Source organism: Rhodococcus sp. 06-1474-1B (assembly GCF_002258885.1).
GTDB lineage: Bacteria > Actinomycetota > Actinomycetes > Mycobacteriales > Mycobacteriaceae > Rhodococcoides > Rhodococcoides fascians.
On record NZ_NOYR01000028.1, the window covers coordinates 137594 to 153921 of the forward strand.

Genomic DNA, 16328 nt, shown 5'->3' on the forward strand with positions numbered 1-16328 from the left:
ATGCTCATTTCACAGCGCCCGACGCTGACCGAAGAGGTCATCGCCGACAACCGCTCGAAATTCGTCATCGAGCCGCTCGAGCCCGGCTTCGGTTACACACTCGGCAACTCGCTCCGCCGCACCCTGCTGTCGTCGATCCCCGGCGCTGCTGTCACCAGCATCCGTATCGACGGCGTCCTCCACGAATTCACCACCGTTCCCGGAGTCAAGGAAGATGTCACCGACATCATCCTGAACCTCAAGGGACTCGTTGTGAGCTCCGAAGAAGACGAGCCGGTCACCATGTACGTCCGCAAGCAGGGCCCCGGCGCTGTCACCGCAGGCGACATCGTGCCTCCGGCCGGCGTCACGGTGAACAATCCGGATCTGCACATCGCGACCCTGAACGACAAGGGCAAGTTGGAGATCGAGCTCGTCGTCGAGCGCGGTCGCGGCTACGTCCCCGCCGTTCAGAACAAGGCATCGGGTGCCGAGATCGGCCGTATTCCGGTCGACTCGATCTACTCGCCCGTGCTCAAGGTCACCTACAAGGTGGAGGCCACCCGCGTCGAACAGCGCACCGACTTCGATCGGCTCGTTCTCGACGTGGAGACCAAGAATTCCATCACCGCGCGGGACGCGCTCGCTTCGGCGGGCAAGACCCTGGTTGAGCTCTTCGGCCTCGCCCGTGAGCTGAACGTCGAAGCAGAAGGCATCGAGATCGGACCCTCGCCCGCCGAGGCCGATCACATCGCATCCTTCGGACTCCCCATCGAGGATCTGGACCTGACGGTTCGTTCCTACAACTGCCTCAAGCGCGAAGGTGTTCACACCGTCGGTGAGTTGGTTGGTCGTACCGAGTCCGATCTGCTCGACATCCGTAACTTCGGGCAGAAGTCCATCGACGAGGTGAAGGTCAAGCTGCACTCGCTCGGCCTTTCCCTCAAGGACAGCCCCGCGTCGTTCGATCCGAGCACCGTGCCTGGCTACGACGCCACCACCGGCACGTGGAGTGACACCGACGCAGGCTCCTTCGGCGATACCGAAGGCGCCGAGCAGGACTACGCCGAGACAGAACAGCTGTAATCAGCTCGCTGGAGCTCTTACTAGGAGATTCATCATGCCCAAGCCCACCAAGGGCCGCCGTCTCGGCGGGTCGGCGTCACACCAGAAGGCCATCCTGGCCAACCTGGCGACGTCACTCTTCGAGCACGGCCGCATCACCACCACCGAGTCGAAGGCCAAGCGCCTTCGTCCTCACGCCGAGAAGCTCGTCACCCATGCCAAGAAGGGTGATCTGGCCCATCGTCGTGAGGTTCTCAAGACGATCAACAACAAAGATGTCGTGCACAAGCTCTTCGCCGAGATCGGGCCTTTCTTCGCCGATCGCGACGGTGGCTACACGCGCATCATCAAGACCGTCCCCCGTAAGGGTGACAACTCGCCGATGGCCATCATCGAGCTCGTCAACGAGCAGACGGTGTCCAACGAAGCCGACCGCGCACGCCGCGTGAAGGCATCGAAGGCTGCTCCCGCCGCAACCGAGGCTCCGGCCGAAGACACGGCAGACGACAACGTCGTCGAGGCTGTCGAAGCCGACGCGACCGACGCCGAGGTGGCCAACGCCGACGCAGTCATCGAAGGCATCGAGGACAACGACGCTCACGCGTCGGACGCCCCCGAGGCCGAGGATGCGAAGAAGGACTAGTCCTTGTGAGCTCCGAGCACGACCGAAGCGGGCCCGCCATTTCCTCAGGAGATGGCGGGCCCGCTTTGTCGGTCCCCACCAGATACCGGCTCGACATCTCGTACGACGGCACGCACTTCTCCGGCTGGGCTCGGCAACCCGGTATCCGAACCGTGTGCGGCGTGCTCGAGGAGGCTTTCTCCACTGTGCTCCGTCAACCGGTCGAGCTGACGGTGGCCGGTCGAACCGACGCCGGAGTTCACGCGACCGGTCAGGTTGCACATTTCGACGCCGTGGGTGTGCCGGACGAGCACGACCGGTTGATTCGAAGAATGGCGCGCTTCCTTCCCGCCGACGTCCGGGTTCGTGCGATCACGGGGGTCTCGCCCGACTTCGACGCTCGGTTCTCGGCATATCGCCGTCACTACGAGTACCGATTCGGCACAGCGCTCTACGGCGTCGATCCTCTGGATGTCGCCGGAGTCGTGTCCTGGCCTCGGCCGATCGATCTGGACGCGGTACGCGAGGCGTCGCAGGCACTGATCGGACTGCACGATTTCGCAGCGTTCTGCAAGAGGCGAGACGGTGCCACGACGGTGCGAGAACTGCAGCGCTTCGACTGGGAACGCGAGGGGGATCGATTGACCGCGTACGTCAGCGCCGATGCGTTCTGCTGGTCGATGGTGCGCAGTCTGGTCGGGGCGATGCAGGCCGTCGGTGAAGGACGACGAACCCCCGACTGGGCACGTTCCCTGCTCGGTCGTCGAGAACGTGCGAGCGAGGTGGCAGTGGCCCCGGCCCACGGACTTGCCCTGGTGCGGGTCGACTATCCACCCGCCGACATGTTGGCCGCGCGCAATGCTGCCACCCGGGAGACTCGACCGGCAATAGTCGGCGACGAATGTTGTGGAGGAGAAGGATGAGCGACGATCGCGCCGGGTCCGGTGCCGACACGATGCAGCCGATTCGTCTCGCGGTGGTCACCGGCAGTGTTCGGGCGGGGCGGGTGGGCCCCACCGTCGCATCCTGGGTACGCAGCGTGGCGTCGGCGCGCGACTCTCTCACGGTTGTGGATGTCGATCTCGCGGACTTCGATCTCCCGAACAGCTTGACGTCGAGCGAGGGCTCCGAACGTTTCACCCGCATCGTGGGCGAGGCCGACGCGTTCGTCCTCGTCACTCCCGAATACAACCACGCTGTGCCCGGCTCGCTGAAGACCGCGCTCGACACGGTGAAGTACGAATGGCGTTCCAAGCCAGTGGGATTCGTTTCCTATGGCGGTCTGGCGGGTGGTGTGCGAGCGACCGAGCAACTGCGCCTCATCGCCGCAGAGCTACACATGGTGTCGGTACGGGATTCGGTATCACTCCATCGCGTGCGTCGGCGTTTCGACGAGGCCGGTGGCGTCGACGATCCCGCTGCTGTCGACTCCTTGGGGCGATTGCTCGACCAACTCGAGTGGTGGGCCGGCGCAGTGTCGAGCGCACGGGCGCGCGTCCCGTACCCCGGCTGACACTGTCAGTCTCGGACGGCGGGTCGAAGACTTCTCGGTCGACCGATGAACGCCGTTTCCTGCGGAATGGTGACCAGCGTCAGTTCGATGTCGATCGGACCCGAACGCACCCGAATACGGTCACCGGACGCACGCGGCTGAACGATCGACAGTGTCGCGGCGAATCTCTGTCGGGTCGGCCCGGGTGCCGCCGGATCATGCGGCGGTTCGTGCTCGGTCAGCGAGATCACAGTGACGCCGGGGACATATTGGTGATCGAGCGAGATGGAGCCGTCTGCGAAGTCGACCACGACGACGTCGTACGAGGGCCGCACCCGTGTGTGGTCGCTGTCGACCAGAAACCGCTCGGGCTCCCCGATGGCGTCGCGGAGGGCTCCCCAGGCGTGCGGTCTGTCCGTTCTGACGACAACTCGCGCTCCGATCGCCACGGCTCGGAACAGAAGCTGTTGGGCGAGGTAGAGCTCGCCCACGATGCTGACCCGCGGCAGGTTCGCCCCGAAGATCCGCACTGCCACACCGTTTCCGTTCGTATCCGATCCCAGTAGTTGGCCGCAACCACTCACCGGGAACGCCCAGGCCTGCAGTGCGGAGGTCGAGAGGGTTCCGACCGGCATCACTGCCGAGTGTGTTGCCACAGCCAGTGGCAATTGAGCGAGAATGCCGTCTCGTTGACGTCCGGCCATCGAGGTCAGTGAAGCAACATCGGGCCTCGAGATTGCCTCTCGCGCAGCGAATCTGCACGACGCACGAACGCGGACGCGGCTCGGCTCGTCGGTGGGGCGCAGGTGAACGGACATGGTCGTACCCAGCGACGGTGTCGCCCACAAGGCCGAAAGATCCTCGACAGTGATTGTGCTGCAATCGATTCCGTAACCCGTACTCGCGACGCCGGGCAATGGAGCGTAGGACCACACCTGAGTCAGGTCGTCGGTGTCGACACCCCGGCTCAGGTGCAATGCCGCGGCTCGGAGTTCTGTGGCCGTCGACAGCCGTGTGGACAGTCCATGAGACTCCAAGGCGCGTGCAATGCGGAGGGCTGCAACGACCGCGGTTCGGGCCGCCCCCGTCCGGCCCGTGCCCCTCGCTGCCATCGCCCGGGCGTTGGCTCGTACGTCCAGAGTGACGGACACCCACACCGTCCGCTGCGCGACGGCGGGCAACGGGCCGATGAGGCCCTCGTACACGTCGGTGGCCACCGAACCGTCGGCGGTTCGAAACCCGAGCGCGACGATGTCGATTGCGGCAACCTCGACGTCGTGTTGCCGTAAGCACGACGTCAACGCCTCGATGGGCAGCGTGTGTCGTGTGTCGGCTCGCGTTCGCGCCAGCACCGTCGTGTCGTGTTCCGGTGCAATGATCTCCACGGTGCACGTGACGGTATCGCGCTGCCAGTGCACACCGACGGGCCGGCCGTCGGGGTCGACATGTTCTGTTGTCACCCCGACGGCAGGGACTCGGCCGGATCCGAAGCGCAGAGCGACGACCAGCCAGCCGGCGATCGACGTTCGCCGAAAGGCGACGAACGGTACGAGCGACACCGTCGCTGCGGCGGTGAGCGTCCACTCGACGGGAACGTCGGCCGCGAGTAGGGCGAGAGTTGTTGTCAAAGTAGTTATTTCGGCCGCGAACAACCCTCGAACAGTTGGCACGGCGAACGACACGACCGACGTGCGCCGTCGTCTCCTCGAACGCGTCATCACATACCCTCCCCCCGAAGGTTGCAGCCCGATCGATCGTCGCCGACGCGGTCGCCGATGGGTGCGGACGAACTGTACTGTGTCGCGTGACCCGATGGGGGATCGGGTCGGCACAATCCTGGGGAGGAATCGTGGCATCTACTCCGACGACGAAATGGCAGGTCGGCGGATACCGCTTTCTCGTCCGACGAATGGAACATGCCCTCATCAGGCGCGACGCGCGGATGTTGCACGACCCGATGAAGTCGCAGTCGCGCGCGCTCATGGTGGGTGTCGTCGTCGCATGCGTGGGTCTGGCGGGCTGCGCTGCCCTGGCGCTGTTTCGGCCTCAGGACAAGATCGGCGACGCGTCGATCGTGGTCGGTAAGGAGTCGGCCGCCATGTTCGTCAGCGTCGACGGCGTGTTCCATCCGGTGCTGAACCTGGCTTCGGCGCGGTTGATCGTGGGAAGGCCCGACAACCCTGTGACGGTGAAGGAGTCGGAACTGGCGTCGCGACCTCGCGGTGCGCTGGTCGGAATTCCCGGTGCCCCGTCGGCGCTGCCGCACGACCCGGACGGCGAGGCCGAGTCGTGGACCGTGTGCGACACCGTCGATCCGATCGCCGGCGTCACGTCGACGACAGTGATCGTGGGGGAGCCCCGCTACGGCGAGAACGCGGCTGCGCTCGGCCCATCCGAGGCATTCCTGTGGACTTCGGGCGGTGCGGCGTATCTCGTCCACGACGGCACCAAGTCGCCGGTCGATCTGGCGGACAGAGCTGTCGTTCGCGCGCTGGGTCTCGAGGATGCGACGCCGACGCCGGTCAGTGCCGGTCTGCTCAACGCGGTACCGCAGGTGCCTGCGGTGACGGCTCCGTTCATAGCGCGAGCGGGTGAGATCCCCGCCTACCCGTTCGACAACCGGCCTATCGGCTCCGTGGTCAAGGTTGCCGGCCGCGACGTTCGGTACTACGTCGTGCTCGAGGACGGCATCCAAGCCATCAGCGAAACCGCAGCCCTACTCGTCAAGTTCGCCGACTCGCAGGGCAGCCCCGACATCGCGGCCGTCAATCCCGACGTCCTGGCCGACGCTCCCAAGACGATGTCCGGGCTCGACGTATCGACCTTCCCGCCGACGACTCCCGACATCGTCGACTCGGGCCGGCGGCCGGTCGGGTGTCTGACATGGTCACCACTCGATGTCGCCGACGGTGGGCCGACTGCGCAGCTGGTCGAATCCGCAGGACGGTCGTTGCCACTCGATACCACCGCTTCACCGGTGGAACTGGCTCAGGCGGACGGCGGCGGTGATTCGGTCGACCAGGTCCATCTGTCACCGGGTAGCGGCGGATTCGTTCGAAGCACCGGTATCTCGACTGCCAGTACCCGTCAGGACGGCGTCTTCTTCGTCGCCGACACGGGAGTTCGCTACGGAGTCGAGGGTGCGGATGCAGCGTCGGCATTGGGCTTCGGACTCCCGGCTCCTGCACCGTGGCAGATTCTGCAGTTGCTGGGCAGCGGGCCGACTCTGGGGCGTGGTCAGGCGCTGACCATGCACGACGGGGTCGCGGCGGACCCGCAGGCAGCCGCGCTTCCGTCCAAGTAGTCCCGGCGAGTGGGCGGGCCGATCACAGCCGTCGGCGCAGGGGAATGGAGACTGCCGTTCCGAGACCCAGAATCACCGCGACCACCACCGACCCGGTCACCGCCGCATCGCGTGGCCGATGATCGGCGGCGGGCGGTGGGAGCGGCGCACCGATCGCGACCGCATCTGCGGGGACGGTTCGCTGCGTCGGTGTCACGACGTCGGTCACCGCAGCGAGTGGATCGACGACGCCGTGGCCGACCGACGGATTCCATCCGTCGGCCGCCGCATGAGCTGTTCGCTCGATGCGGTCGATCACTTGGAGAGCGGACAGATCGGGCCTGTACGCCCGCACCAGTGCCGCTGTCGCAGCGACGAGCGGTGCGGCGAAACTGGTTCCGGTCATCGGTACTACGCCGTCGGTGCCCCGAATGCCGTTGGCCAGACCGTTGCCCGCCGGTGACAGCGACGTCATGTTGGAGCCCGGAGCAGCCACGTCCACCCATGGTCCGGCCAGGCTGAACGACGAGGGCGAACCGTCCAACTCGACCGAACCGACGGTCAACACGTCGTCGAACCAGGCAGGTGTCGCGATGGTCGCAAACCCTTCCCACGGGTCCGCCTCGGGCCGGACCGGGTCGGGCATGGGGTTCTGTGCCCTGCACGCGTCGCTTCCGAAGTTGCCCGCCGCGGCCACGACGACGACGTTTCTCTCGCGAACGGCGTACTGCACTGCTGCGCCGAGTGGGCCGTCGGCGACGCCTGCGCCGGCCGGTACGCACGCCACTTCGGAGATGTTGATGACCGATGCGCCTGCGTCGGCCGCCGTCCGGATTGCCATGGCCATCGTCCGTACGTTTCCGTACCCGGCAGCGTTCTCGGGTTCGGTCGACTTCTCCTGGTCGGTCCTGTTGTCCACGACTTGAAACACGTTGCTGGACTGACGGATCGACAGGATGCGGGCGTCCGGAGCGCCGCCGGCGAAACCGCTGCCCGAGGCCGTCTGCGCGGCGATGAGACCGGCCACCATCGTGCCGTGCGCGTCACAGTCGAACAATCCGTCGGCGGTGCCGACGTAGTCGCCCCCAGGAATCAGACCCGGCAGACGTGGGTGAGGCGTGACGCCCGTATCGATGACGGCAATCAGTTGCCCGGCTCCGCGAGTGATCGGCCACACGGACGCGAAGTCGAGTGCTTGCTGCGCCGTCGGAATTTCCTGGGCGTCGATCGTTTCGGAGGGGACGGCGCACGCGTTCTTCTGCTCGGTCGGTTCCAAAGGCGCGGGAGGGCTTGGCGGTGGCAGTTGCACCGGATCGATGAGCGGGCGTTCGGCGTGCGCGAAGGACGGTCCCATCAGGGCTTCGTAGGTGAGGGTCAGGACGGTGAGCGCGGCAACGGTGTGCGCTCGACGCCGGCGCGCGGTCACAGTCCGCGGACGACGCTGTACAGACCGCACACCCATACTGCGATCGGAATGACGAGGGCGATCGCGGCGTATTCCACCAGTTCGGCCGATCGCCGCATCACCGGCGAATAGTTGCGGGTCGGAACCAGGGCTCCGAACACGGATGCGACGACGGCGGCGGCCAACGCCGCGCCGAACAACTCGAGTGCACGGTCCGGAAATGTGATCACTGCCCCGACCGAGAGCGAGAACAGGACGACCGCACCACCACCGACGAGTGGGACGGCATGTGTCACAACGGCATACGTGCGTCCGCGCAGAAGTAGCACCAGCGCGCACAGTGCGGCGAGGGCGATGCCGGGCCACCCGGAACCGGTCGCGGTGTCGCTCGCCGCCGCAGCGAGTACTCCCATCACCACCACGATCGTGAACGCCGTGAGCAATCCCGTCAGGTAGCTCCGTGCGCGCGTGGCTGCCACCTGCAGATCTGCGAACGACATCGAATCGAGCTCTGCCTCCTGGGCGGTGTTCAGTGGGGCACCGGCGGTGGGAACCGGAGGCAACGGAAGCCGCGCCTGCATCATCGACAGTCGGGCCGACACGGCGATTCCGGTCAGACCTACCAGTGCTGCGACGGTACCGATGGCCGCCGGCGTCATCACGGTGAACAACGCGCAGACCGCCGCGGCGAACGCCGACACTGCCATTACGATCGACCCGGTGAACACGGCGAGCCCGGCACCGCCGATTCGCAGAGACAACAGCGCCATCGAGCCGGCCATGGCCGAACCCAACATCACGTGAGCTGCCCCGAACTGGCCGGGCACGAACAGAGTTCCACCGGTGAACATCAGCGCCGACGCGCATCCCCCGAAAAGCACCGCGACGGCCACCTGCTCGTACAGCCGGCCGAGGATCATCCCCGCAACGGCGAACAGGACCGCGGCCGTGACCGCGGCGACTGCCTCGACCGGGCTGCTCGTGTTCTCGGCACCGGATCGAACCGGGTCACTCAGAACGATTCCGCAGGCGAGCAGCACCGTCGAGCCCGTGATGATCGAACCGACCGTGCGTGCAGTACGCGCGGTCCACTGAGCAACGTCGTCGGTGCCGGAACGGGCCACGGCATCCATGAGATCGTCGAACAACGGAGTCGGTGCCGGACGCGCGGCGACACCCAACACGAGCAGGTCGCCGTCACGTACGCCCAGTTCCGACAGTGTGGACGTGGACGGTAGCGGCGGACGTCCGATACGGGACAGTGTCCAGGCCCCCGACAACCCGTCGGATCCGGAGTCCGCGGTCCGGCTCCCGACCGGACCCGGTCCTTCCGCAGGCTCCGCTCGTGACGCGATCATATCGACGATCCCCGGAATCAACAGCGACACCGGAACGTCCACGGGCAGTGCCATATCAACCTGGGTCGACCTCGCCGACACCGTCACCCGGCACACGTCCTGGGCGAAGACGGCACGCAGCCCCTGCGCACGTCGGGCCGGGTCCGATGCGATGGTCGGTTCGGCTGCGTCGGACGGTGTGTTCGTCGTTGCGGGACGGCTGTCGGCGCGTGTCATGGATATCCCCCCGGATGCGTGCAATGCACTGTCGATGCCCGCCCCCGGGCATCGTGCGTCCACACCCTACGACATCACGCCGACACTCGACCGCTCGTCGCCTCCGCCGAGACCTGCTCGCAGCAGTCAGGCAGGAACCAGCTCGCTCACCTGGGCCAGCAGCTCGAACGACCTGAGCCAGGATCGACGATCGGAGACGCCCGAGGCGACGATCAACTCGTCTGCTCCCGTGCGTTCGGCGAATCGGTCGAGGTACTCCCTGACCATGTCGGGTGTCCCGACGGCCGAGTACTTCGTCATCTTCGAGATCTGTTGCCCCGCAGGTGCTTCCAGCACCATGTCGGCTTCCTCGTCGGTGAAGGTGCGACCCCGTCCGAGCAGCAGGCTCACGCGGCTTCTCTTGGTTCGGAGGAACTGGGCCTGAGCCTCGGCGACGGTGTCCGCAGCGATCACGTTGACGCCCACGATGAGGTGAGGTTCGGACAGCTGCGCCGACGGACGGAAGTCGCGGCGATAGATCTCCACGGCCTGTTCGAGTGCGTCGGGTGCGAAATGCGACGCGAATGCATACGGCAGGCCGAGGGCTGCCGCGAGCTGTGCGCCGAAGAGAGACGATCCGAGGATGTACAGCGGCACCTCGGTGCCGGCACCCGGCGTGGCACTGACCCCGGGGACGAGGGACTGGTGAGACAGGTACCCCTGCAGCTCCTGGACGTCCTGAGGGAATCGGTCCGAGGACGCCGGGTCGCGGCGCATGGCGCGCATGGTCACCTGGTCGCTGCCGGGGGCGCGGCCCAGTCCGAGATCGATCCTGTCCGGGAACAACGTGGCCAACGTGCCGAACTGCTCGGCGATGGTGAGCGGCGCGTGGTTGGGAAGCATGATCCCGCCGGAGCCGAGTCGAATTCGCTTCGTGTGTGCGGCCACGTGCCCGATCAACACCGATGTCGCCGACGATGCGATCGTCTTCATGTTGTGATGTTCGGCGTACCAGATGCGCTGGTAACCCCAGTTCTCGGCATGCTGGGCGAGCGTCACGCTGGCGTCGAAACTGTCTCGGATTGTTTCGCCCTCGCCCACGTGTGCGAGATCGAGGATGGACAGGGGTACGGACACGGAAGCCGACCTTTCGTTCGTCGAACATGTGCGGCCTCGGAGCCGCATTCTTCGTTCAACCGAATGCGGTGCCGTTCTATTTCTGTATCCCGATGCTTCGACGCAACGGTGGACCCTCCGGTTGTGCATGCGTTAGCCTGTCGTCCACGCGGCCTCGGGGGGAGGTCGCCGCGAATGCAGTTGTGGGGGCGCGGCCGTGGGGGCTGATCGATGAGTACCGTGCGCTTCGTTCGCAGCGCGCGCCGGGAAGTACCTCGGTCACCGGGCGGCGAGGTCGTACTTCAACCGCCGCCTCCCGTGCCGCGCGCGGTACCCGGCAATCTCCTGATGAAGCTGATGCCGCTGGTGATGGTCGCCGCCATGGTCGGAATGGTTGCGCTCATGTTCACTTCCGGTGCGGCAGCGAACCCGATGATGTTGATGTTCCCAGCCATGATGCTGATGTCGATGGTGGGCATGTTGGCCGGCGGGGGCAAGTCCGGGGGAGCACGTACCGCCGAGGCGAACGAGGACCGTAAGGACTATCTGCGGTATCTCGACCAGCTTCGACGAGACGTCGCCGACACCGAGCGAGATCAGCGCAGGGCACTCGAGTGGAGCCATCCGGATCCGGGCACTCTGTGGTCGACGGCCGGAACGCAGCGTATGTGGGAACGTCGGCCTCAGGACGCCGACTTCGCGCACGTGCGGGTCGGGCTCGGCGATCAGCGTTTGGCGACCCGACTCGTGCCTCCCGAGACCGGACCTGTGGAAGAGCTGGAACCGGTGTCCGCGGTGTCGCTGCGCCGATTCGTGCGAGCACACTCGGTGGTGTCCGAATTGCCGATTGCCGTGTCGCTGAGGGGATTCGCCGCTCTGTCGATAGCCGGGGATCGCGATGCCGCTCGTGCGATGGTGCGCTCGATGGTCGCCTATCTCTGTACCTTCCACGGACCGGACCACCTCGCGGTTGCCGTCGTCTGCGGCCCCGACACCGTGGAGCAGTGGGAATGGACCAAGTGGCTGCCGCACACACAACACGACGTGTTGCGAGACGGTGCCGGTTCTGCGCGAATGATCTTCGGCAGTGTCCTCGAGCTCGAGAGCGCGCTGGGGGACGTCCTGTCGATGCGGAATCGCTTCGCACGTGGGGCGGTGAACAGTGGGGTCACGCAGTTGGTGATCGTGGTGGACGGCGGACTGGTCGCCAACCGTTCGACCGACCTCACCGACACCGGCCTCGATTCCGTCACCATCGTCGACCTGTCCGGGTTGTGTACGCGACTGGCGGCAAGTCGCGGGCTCCAGCTGGTGGTCGAGAACGGCTCGATCGGTGCGGTCAGCGGCACGGCGGTCGAGGTCTTCGCTGTGGCGGACGCGATGAGTACCACCGAGGCACACGCCGTTGCTCGACGCCTTTCTCCGTATCGCGCGCCGTCGTCGCCCTCCGCTGTCGATACCGTCACCGACGACGGGGCCGCAGTGTCAGGATGGAACAGCCTCGTCGGAATCGCCGACGTCGGTGCGCTCGATACGGATCGAGCGTGGACAGTGCGTCGCGGTCGAGACCGGTTGCGGGTACCCATCGGCGTCGCACCCGACGGCAGCGCGGTCGAGATCGATTTGAAGGAGTCTGCCGAGAACGGCATGGGTCCACACGGATTGTGCATCGGCGCAACGGGTTCGGGTAAGTCGGAGTTTCTGCGTACGCTCGTTCTCGGATTGGTGTCCACCCACGCCCCGCAGCAGTTGAACCTGGTACTGGTCGACTTCAAGGGCGGGGCGACCTTCGCGGGGCTCGAGGCCGCGCCGCACGTGGCGGCCGTGATCACCAACCTGTCCGAGGACCTGGCTCTGGTCGACCGGATGCGTGATGCCCTCGCCGGCGAGATGAACCGTCGGCAGGAGTTGCTGCGCTCGGCCGGAAACTTCGCCAATGTGTCCGACTACGAGAAGGCGCGCGCAGCGGGAGCTGCTCTGGTGCCGTTGCCCGCTCTGTTCGTGGTGGTCGACGAGTTCTCGGAATTGCTCAGTCAGCAACCGGAATTCGCGGAATTGTTCGTGGCGATCGGGCGGCTCGGACGTTCGTTGCACATGCATCTGTTGTTGGCCAGTCAGCGTCTGGAAGAAGGGAAGCTGCGCGGGCTCGACAGTCATCTGTCCTATCGAATCGGTCTGAAAACGTTCTCGGCCAACGAGTCACGTTCCGTTCTCGGTGTTCCCGACGCGTACCACCTGCCTGCTCAGCCCGGTGCCGGCTATCTCAAGTGCGATTCGGCCGAGATCGTCCGCTTCGCTGCGGCCTACGTGTCCGGACCGTACGTTCCGCCACGTTCGAGTGCGGGGGCACCCGCCGCGCAGGGCGTCGATATCCGTCCGAGGCCGTTCACCGCATATCCGGTCATGGTCGATCCCGTCGAGAACGACGTCCGTGTCGAGCCGGTGGTCGAACCGGATCCGGTCGAGAACGACGACACCGGCGCGACCGTTCTCGACGTCGTCGTCGGCCGAATCGCAGGCCGCGGTATGCCGGCCCACGAGGTATGGCTACCGCCGTTGGACAAGGCACCGACACTGACCCGCTTACTGCCTCGGTCGGTACTGAGCGGCGGCGTCGATTCGCTGAGCACACTTCGTGCTCCGATCGGCATCATCGACAGGCCGTTCGATCAGCGGCGGGATCTGCTGACCGTCGACCTGTCCGGTGCAGCCGGGCACGTGGCGATCGTGGGGGCTCCGCAGTCGGGGAAGTCGACGGCCCTTCGGTCGCTGATCATGGCTCTGGCGATGACGCACACACCCGCTCAGGTTCAGTTCTACTGCTTGGACTTCGGGGGTGGAACGCTGGCCGGGTTGGCCGAACTACCGCACGTCGGATCGGTGGCCAACAGATTGGACGTCGACCGAGTGCGCCGGACCGTGGCCGAGGTCGCGGCTGTCGTTCGTCAGCGGGAGAAGACTTTTCGAGATCGCGGCATCGATTCCATGGTCGAGTTCCGGCGGCTGCGGGCGATGCAACCGGTCGATGCGAACGACCGTTTCGGCGACGTCTTCCTGGTGATCGACGGATGGCAATCCATCAGATCGGACTTCGAGAGTCTCGAACAACAGATCGCGACGCTGACGACCCAGGGACTGGCATTCGGTCTGCACCTCGTTCTGACGGCCTCTCGCTGGGCAGAAGTGAGGCCCGCAACGAAGGATCTGATCGGGACCCGGCTCGAGCTGCGACTCGGAGATCCGTCGGACTCGGACATCGGCCGAACGAAAGCCGCCAGTGTGCCGCAGGGCCGACCGGGCCGGGGTATGACCAAGGACGGTCTCCACCTGCAGATCGCACTGCCTCGGGTCGACGACCGTCGATCGGTGGCCGACCTGTCCCGAGCTGTGGCAGAGTCCGTCACCGCGATCGCCGCAGCGTCCACGGGGCCGCCTGCCCCGCCGGTCCGCATGTTGCCGGAGATGCTCGAACGGTCGGAGGTGCTCGATCGACTCGGTGGCACCTGGCCTCGCGACCGCGGCACCGTTGCAGAACTGAGAGTTCCGATCGGCATCGACGAGGCCGAGCTGGCTCCGGTGACGGTCGACTTCGCCGAGAACCCACACTTCGTCGTCTTCGGCGACAGCGAATGCGGGAAGACGTCCCTGCTGCGGGGGATCTGTCGATCTTTGGTCGATGCGAACCCACCCGATCGGGTGAAACTGATCGTGGCGGACTACCGTCGAACTCTCTTGGGCACAGTCGATTCCGAGCATCTGGCCGGCTATGCGGCCGCGCAGGCGACGTTGACGGCGATGATCGTCGATCTCGCAGGCAGAATGAGCAGGCGCATGCCGGGATCGGACGTGACCCAGCAGCAGCTCCGAGAGCGGTCGTGGTGGGACGGGCCCGAGGTGTTCGTCGTCGTCGACGATTACGACCTGGTGGCCACCGCGTCCGGAAACCCGTTGTTTCCCTTGGTCGAGCATCTGCCACACGCCCGGGACATCGGACTGCACCTCATCGTGGCGCGTCGCTCGGGCGGGGCGGGGCGGGCACTGTTCGACCCGGTGATCGGGCGGCTACGCGACCTGGTGACTCCGGGATTGGTCATGAGCGGGAGCCGAGACGAGGGGAGCTTGATCGGCACCGTGCGTCCGAGCCCGATGCCGCCCGGACGTGGCGTGTTCGTCGATCGGTCCGGCCCCGCGCTCGTGCAGCTCGGACACTCGAGTTGACGAGGCCACAGTGGCGTTACGCGGCTGTGCATTTGAGTCATTCGGAGATTTCTGTCGTCGCGTCCGGTGCGACGCTGCAGGGTCCACGCGAACACGTCGGATCCGCATACGCGGTATCGGAGGGTGGTCGTCTCGTCTTCGGGCGGGCGGGCGCGGACACCGAGGTCCCTCCGCTGCTGTGTCTCGACGATCGATCGATCCTCGTGGGCGGCGCAGTGTGGGATCGCGGCGAAGTCCTGCACGGGATCGTGTGGTCGGCGCTGCAGGGAGCCGGGATACACGACCGACTCGATATGCTCGAGATCGCGTATCCCTCGACGTGGGGCGACGAGCGTCGAGAGCTCCTCCGAGGCGTGTTCGCCACGTCGGCGAGCGAGGTCGTCGTCGTGGAGACGGCGATCGCCGCGGTCGCGTCGGCGGGAGAACGCGCACCGGCTGCTGCGGTGGTGATCGAAGTGGGCACCCTCGACACGACGGTCGTCCTGGTGGACGAGGCAGGAACTCACGGCGGCGACATCGGTGCAGTACTTGCTGTCGGAGAACGAGACGACAGCTGGCGACGACGAGCCGACGACTACCTTCGATCGTCGGTGTCGCAATGTCCCGAGGACATTTTCATCGTGACGGAGTCGGGTTCGAGCTCGAGCCCCGCTGCGGAAGATCCGGCACGATGGCTGACCGGACTCGACGTCGCCAGGTCTCTGTATCGACGTGCGGGAGCGGAGGTGGAGACTGCCCCGCCAGGGCGAGCCGCGGCAGGGCGCTCGGCGGCATGGCTCGACGAAGTGACCGTCGCGGTGCCACCTCCCCGAAGAAGCGGATTGCCGGTTCGAGTGTTCGGTGCGGTGGCCGCATCGGTCATCGTTGCCGGTGGTGTCGTTGCACTGACGTTCGTCCTTCGGTCTCCGCAAGAGGTGGCCGTCGCGACCTCGCCGCCGTTCGAGGTGCCTGCCACCCTGGCGGCATCGGCGACCGAAGCCACCCCCGCGACCGAAACGACCCCCGCGACCGAAACGGCCTCGGCGACAGCAGTATCGGCGACGAGCGAGTCACCGTCGGTGATCCCGTCGGCGACGTTCGTCTCGGGCCGGGCGTCGCTGCGACTACCGGCGACCTGGACCAGGATGGAGGACCCGGCCCGGATGGTGTTGATTCCGCCGACAGCACCCGAGCGTCGCATCGTCGTCACAGTGCAGGAACTGGTGCCCGGCTCGACGCTCGAACAGGTTGCGTCCGAGCTCGGTGCGGCAGTCGACGCGCGTGGACCCGACTCCCCGATCGGATCGCTGGAGCCTGCCCGGGATTTCGGAGGTCGGGTGGGGATCTCGTACGTCGAGCGGCCGGCCGATGCGTCCACAGTGTTGTGGCGTGTGCTCGTCGAATCGGATGTGCAGGTGAGCATCGGCTGTCAGTTCGAGGGACCGGACTCGTCCGCGATCGACACCGAATGTGATTTGGCCACCCAGACTCTGGAGGTCGTGCCGATGCGTTGAGGCCGCCGCGCAGATTTTCGCCGTATGCCGGAACCGAACCGAGGGGTGGCTGCGTCCAAGGAGATGTAGGGGAGTGAGCGGGCCGCACGCGGTCCCTCGGTC

11 protein-coding genes are annotated in these 16328 nt (G+C 66.1%); 7 read left to right on the forward strand and 4 right to left on the reverse strand.

All coding sequences use genetic code 11. The features are described from left to right. The 4 genes from CH266_RS17630 to CH266_RS17645 are packed head-to-tail and all read left to right on the forward strand — an operon-like array spanning position 1 to position 3179. Positions 1-1065, forward strand: coding sequence for a DNA-directed RNA polymerase subunit alpha (locus CH266_RS17630; RefSeq protein ID WP_027496332.1), 1065 nt, complete (start codon positions 1-3; stop codon positions 1063-1065). Between the two features lie 34 nt (positions 1066-1099). Then, positions 1100-1687, forward strand: a complete 588-nt coding sequence (rplQ, locus tag CH266_RS17635; RefSeq protein WP_027496333.1) for a 50S ribosomal protein L17 — start codon at positions 1100-1102, stop codon at positions 1685-1687. A gap of 5 nt (positions 1688-1692) precedes the next feature. Continuing rightward, on the forward strand, positions 1693-2589 hold the full coding sequence (gene truA / locus CH266_RS17640) for a tRNA pseudouridine(38-40) synthase TruA (protein WP_032400137.1): 897 nt from the start codon (positions 1693-1695) through the stop codon (positions 2587-2589). Continuing rightward, positions 2586-3179 carry an NADPH-dependent FMN reductase gene (locus CH266_RS17645; protein WP_230591651.1) on the forward strand — a complete coding sequence of 198 codons (594 nt, stop codon included), beginning with the start codon at positions 2586-2588 and terminating at the stop codon, positions 3177-3179. Before truA ends, CH266_RS17645 begins: the two co-directional genes overlap by 4 nt. A 5-nt stretch (positions 3180-3184) precedes the next feature. Here CH266_RS17645 and eccE read toward each other — a convergent pair whose 3' ends face one another. Continuing rightward, positions 3185-5014 (reverse strand): type VII secretion protein EccE, encoded by a 1830-nt coding sequence (eccE, locus tag CH266_RS17650; protein ID WP_094715841.1) that lies wholly within the window; start codon positions 5012-5014, stop codon positions 3185-3187. Between eccE and eccB the strand changes: the two genes are divergently transcribed. Beyond that, positions 5008-6462, forward strand: a complete 1455-nt coding sequence (gene eccB / locus CH266_RS17655) for a type VII secretion protein EccB (protein ID WP_032383663.1) — start codon at positions 5008-5010, stop codon at positions 6460-6462. The two genes, eccE and eccB, sit on opposite strands and share 7 nt — an antisense overlap. 22 nt (positions 6463-6484) lie before the next feature. Here eccB and mycP read toward each other — a convergent pair whose 3' ends face one another. The 3 genes from mycP to CH266_RS17670 all read right to left on the reverse strand — a co-directional run bounded on the left by mycP (position 6485) and on the right by CH266_RS17670 (position 10536). Beyond that, positions 6485-7903 carry a type VII secretion-associated serine protease mycosin gene (mycP, locus tag CH266_RS17660; protein ID WP_176457135.1) on the reverse strand — a complete coding sequence of 473 codons (1419 nt, stop codon included), beginning with the start codon at positions 7901-7903 and terminating at the stop codon, positions 6485-6487. Further along, positions 7864-9420 carry a type VII secretion integral membrane protein EccD gene (gene eccD / locus CH266_RS17665; RefSeq protein ID WP_094715842.1) on the reverse strand — a complete coding sequence of 519 codons (1557 nt, stop codon included), beginning with the start codon at positions 9418-9420 and terminating at the stop codon, positions 7864-7866. Before eccD ends, mycP begins: the two co-directional genes overlap by 40 nt. Positions 9421-9546: 126 nt before the next feature. Beyond that, positions 9547-10536: an LLM class flavin-dependent oxidoreductase gene (locus tag CH266_RS17670; protein WP_032388205.1), complete on the reverse strand. Its 990-nt coding sequence runs from the start codon at positions 10534-10536 to the stop codon at positions 9547-9549. Between the two features lie 210 nt (positions 10537-10746). Between CH266_RS17670 and eccCa the strand changes: the two genes are divergently transcribed. Both eccCa and CH266_RS17680 read left to right on the forward strand, forming a co-directional pair. Next, complete coding sequence (eccCa, locus tag CH266_RS17675; protein WP_094715843.1) at positions 10747-14733, forward strand: type VII secretion protein EccCa; 3987 nt, start codon at positions 10747-10749, stop codon at positions 14731-14733. After that, positions 14730-16226: a type VII secretion-associated protein gene (locus tag CH266_RS17680; RefSeq protein WP_141214546.1), complete on the forward strand. Its 1497-nt coding sequence runs from the start codon at positions 14730-14732 to the stop codon at positions 16224-16226. Before eccCa ends, CH266_RS17680 begins: the two co-directional genes overlap by 4 nt. The last annotated feature ends 102 nt before the right edge of the window (positions 16227-16328 follow it).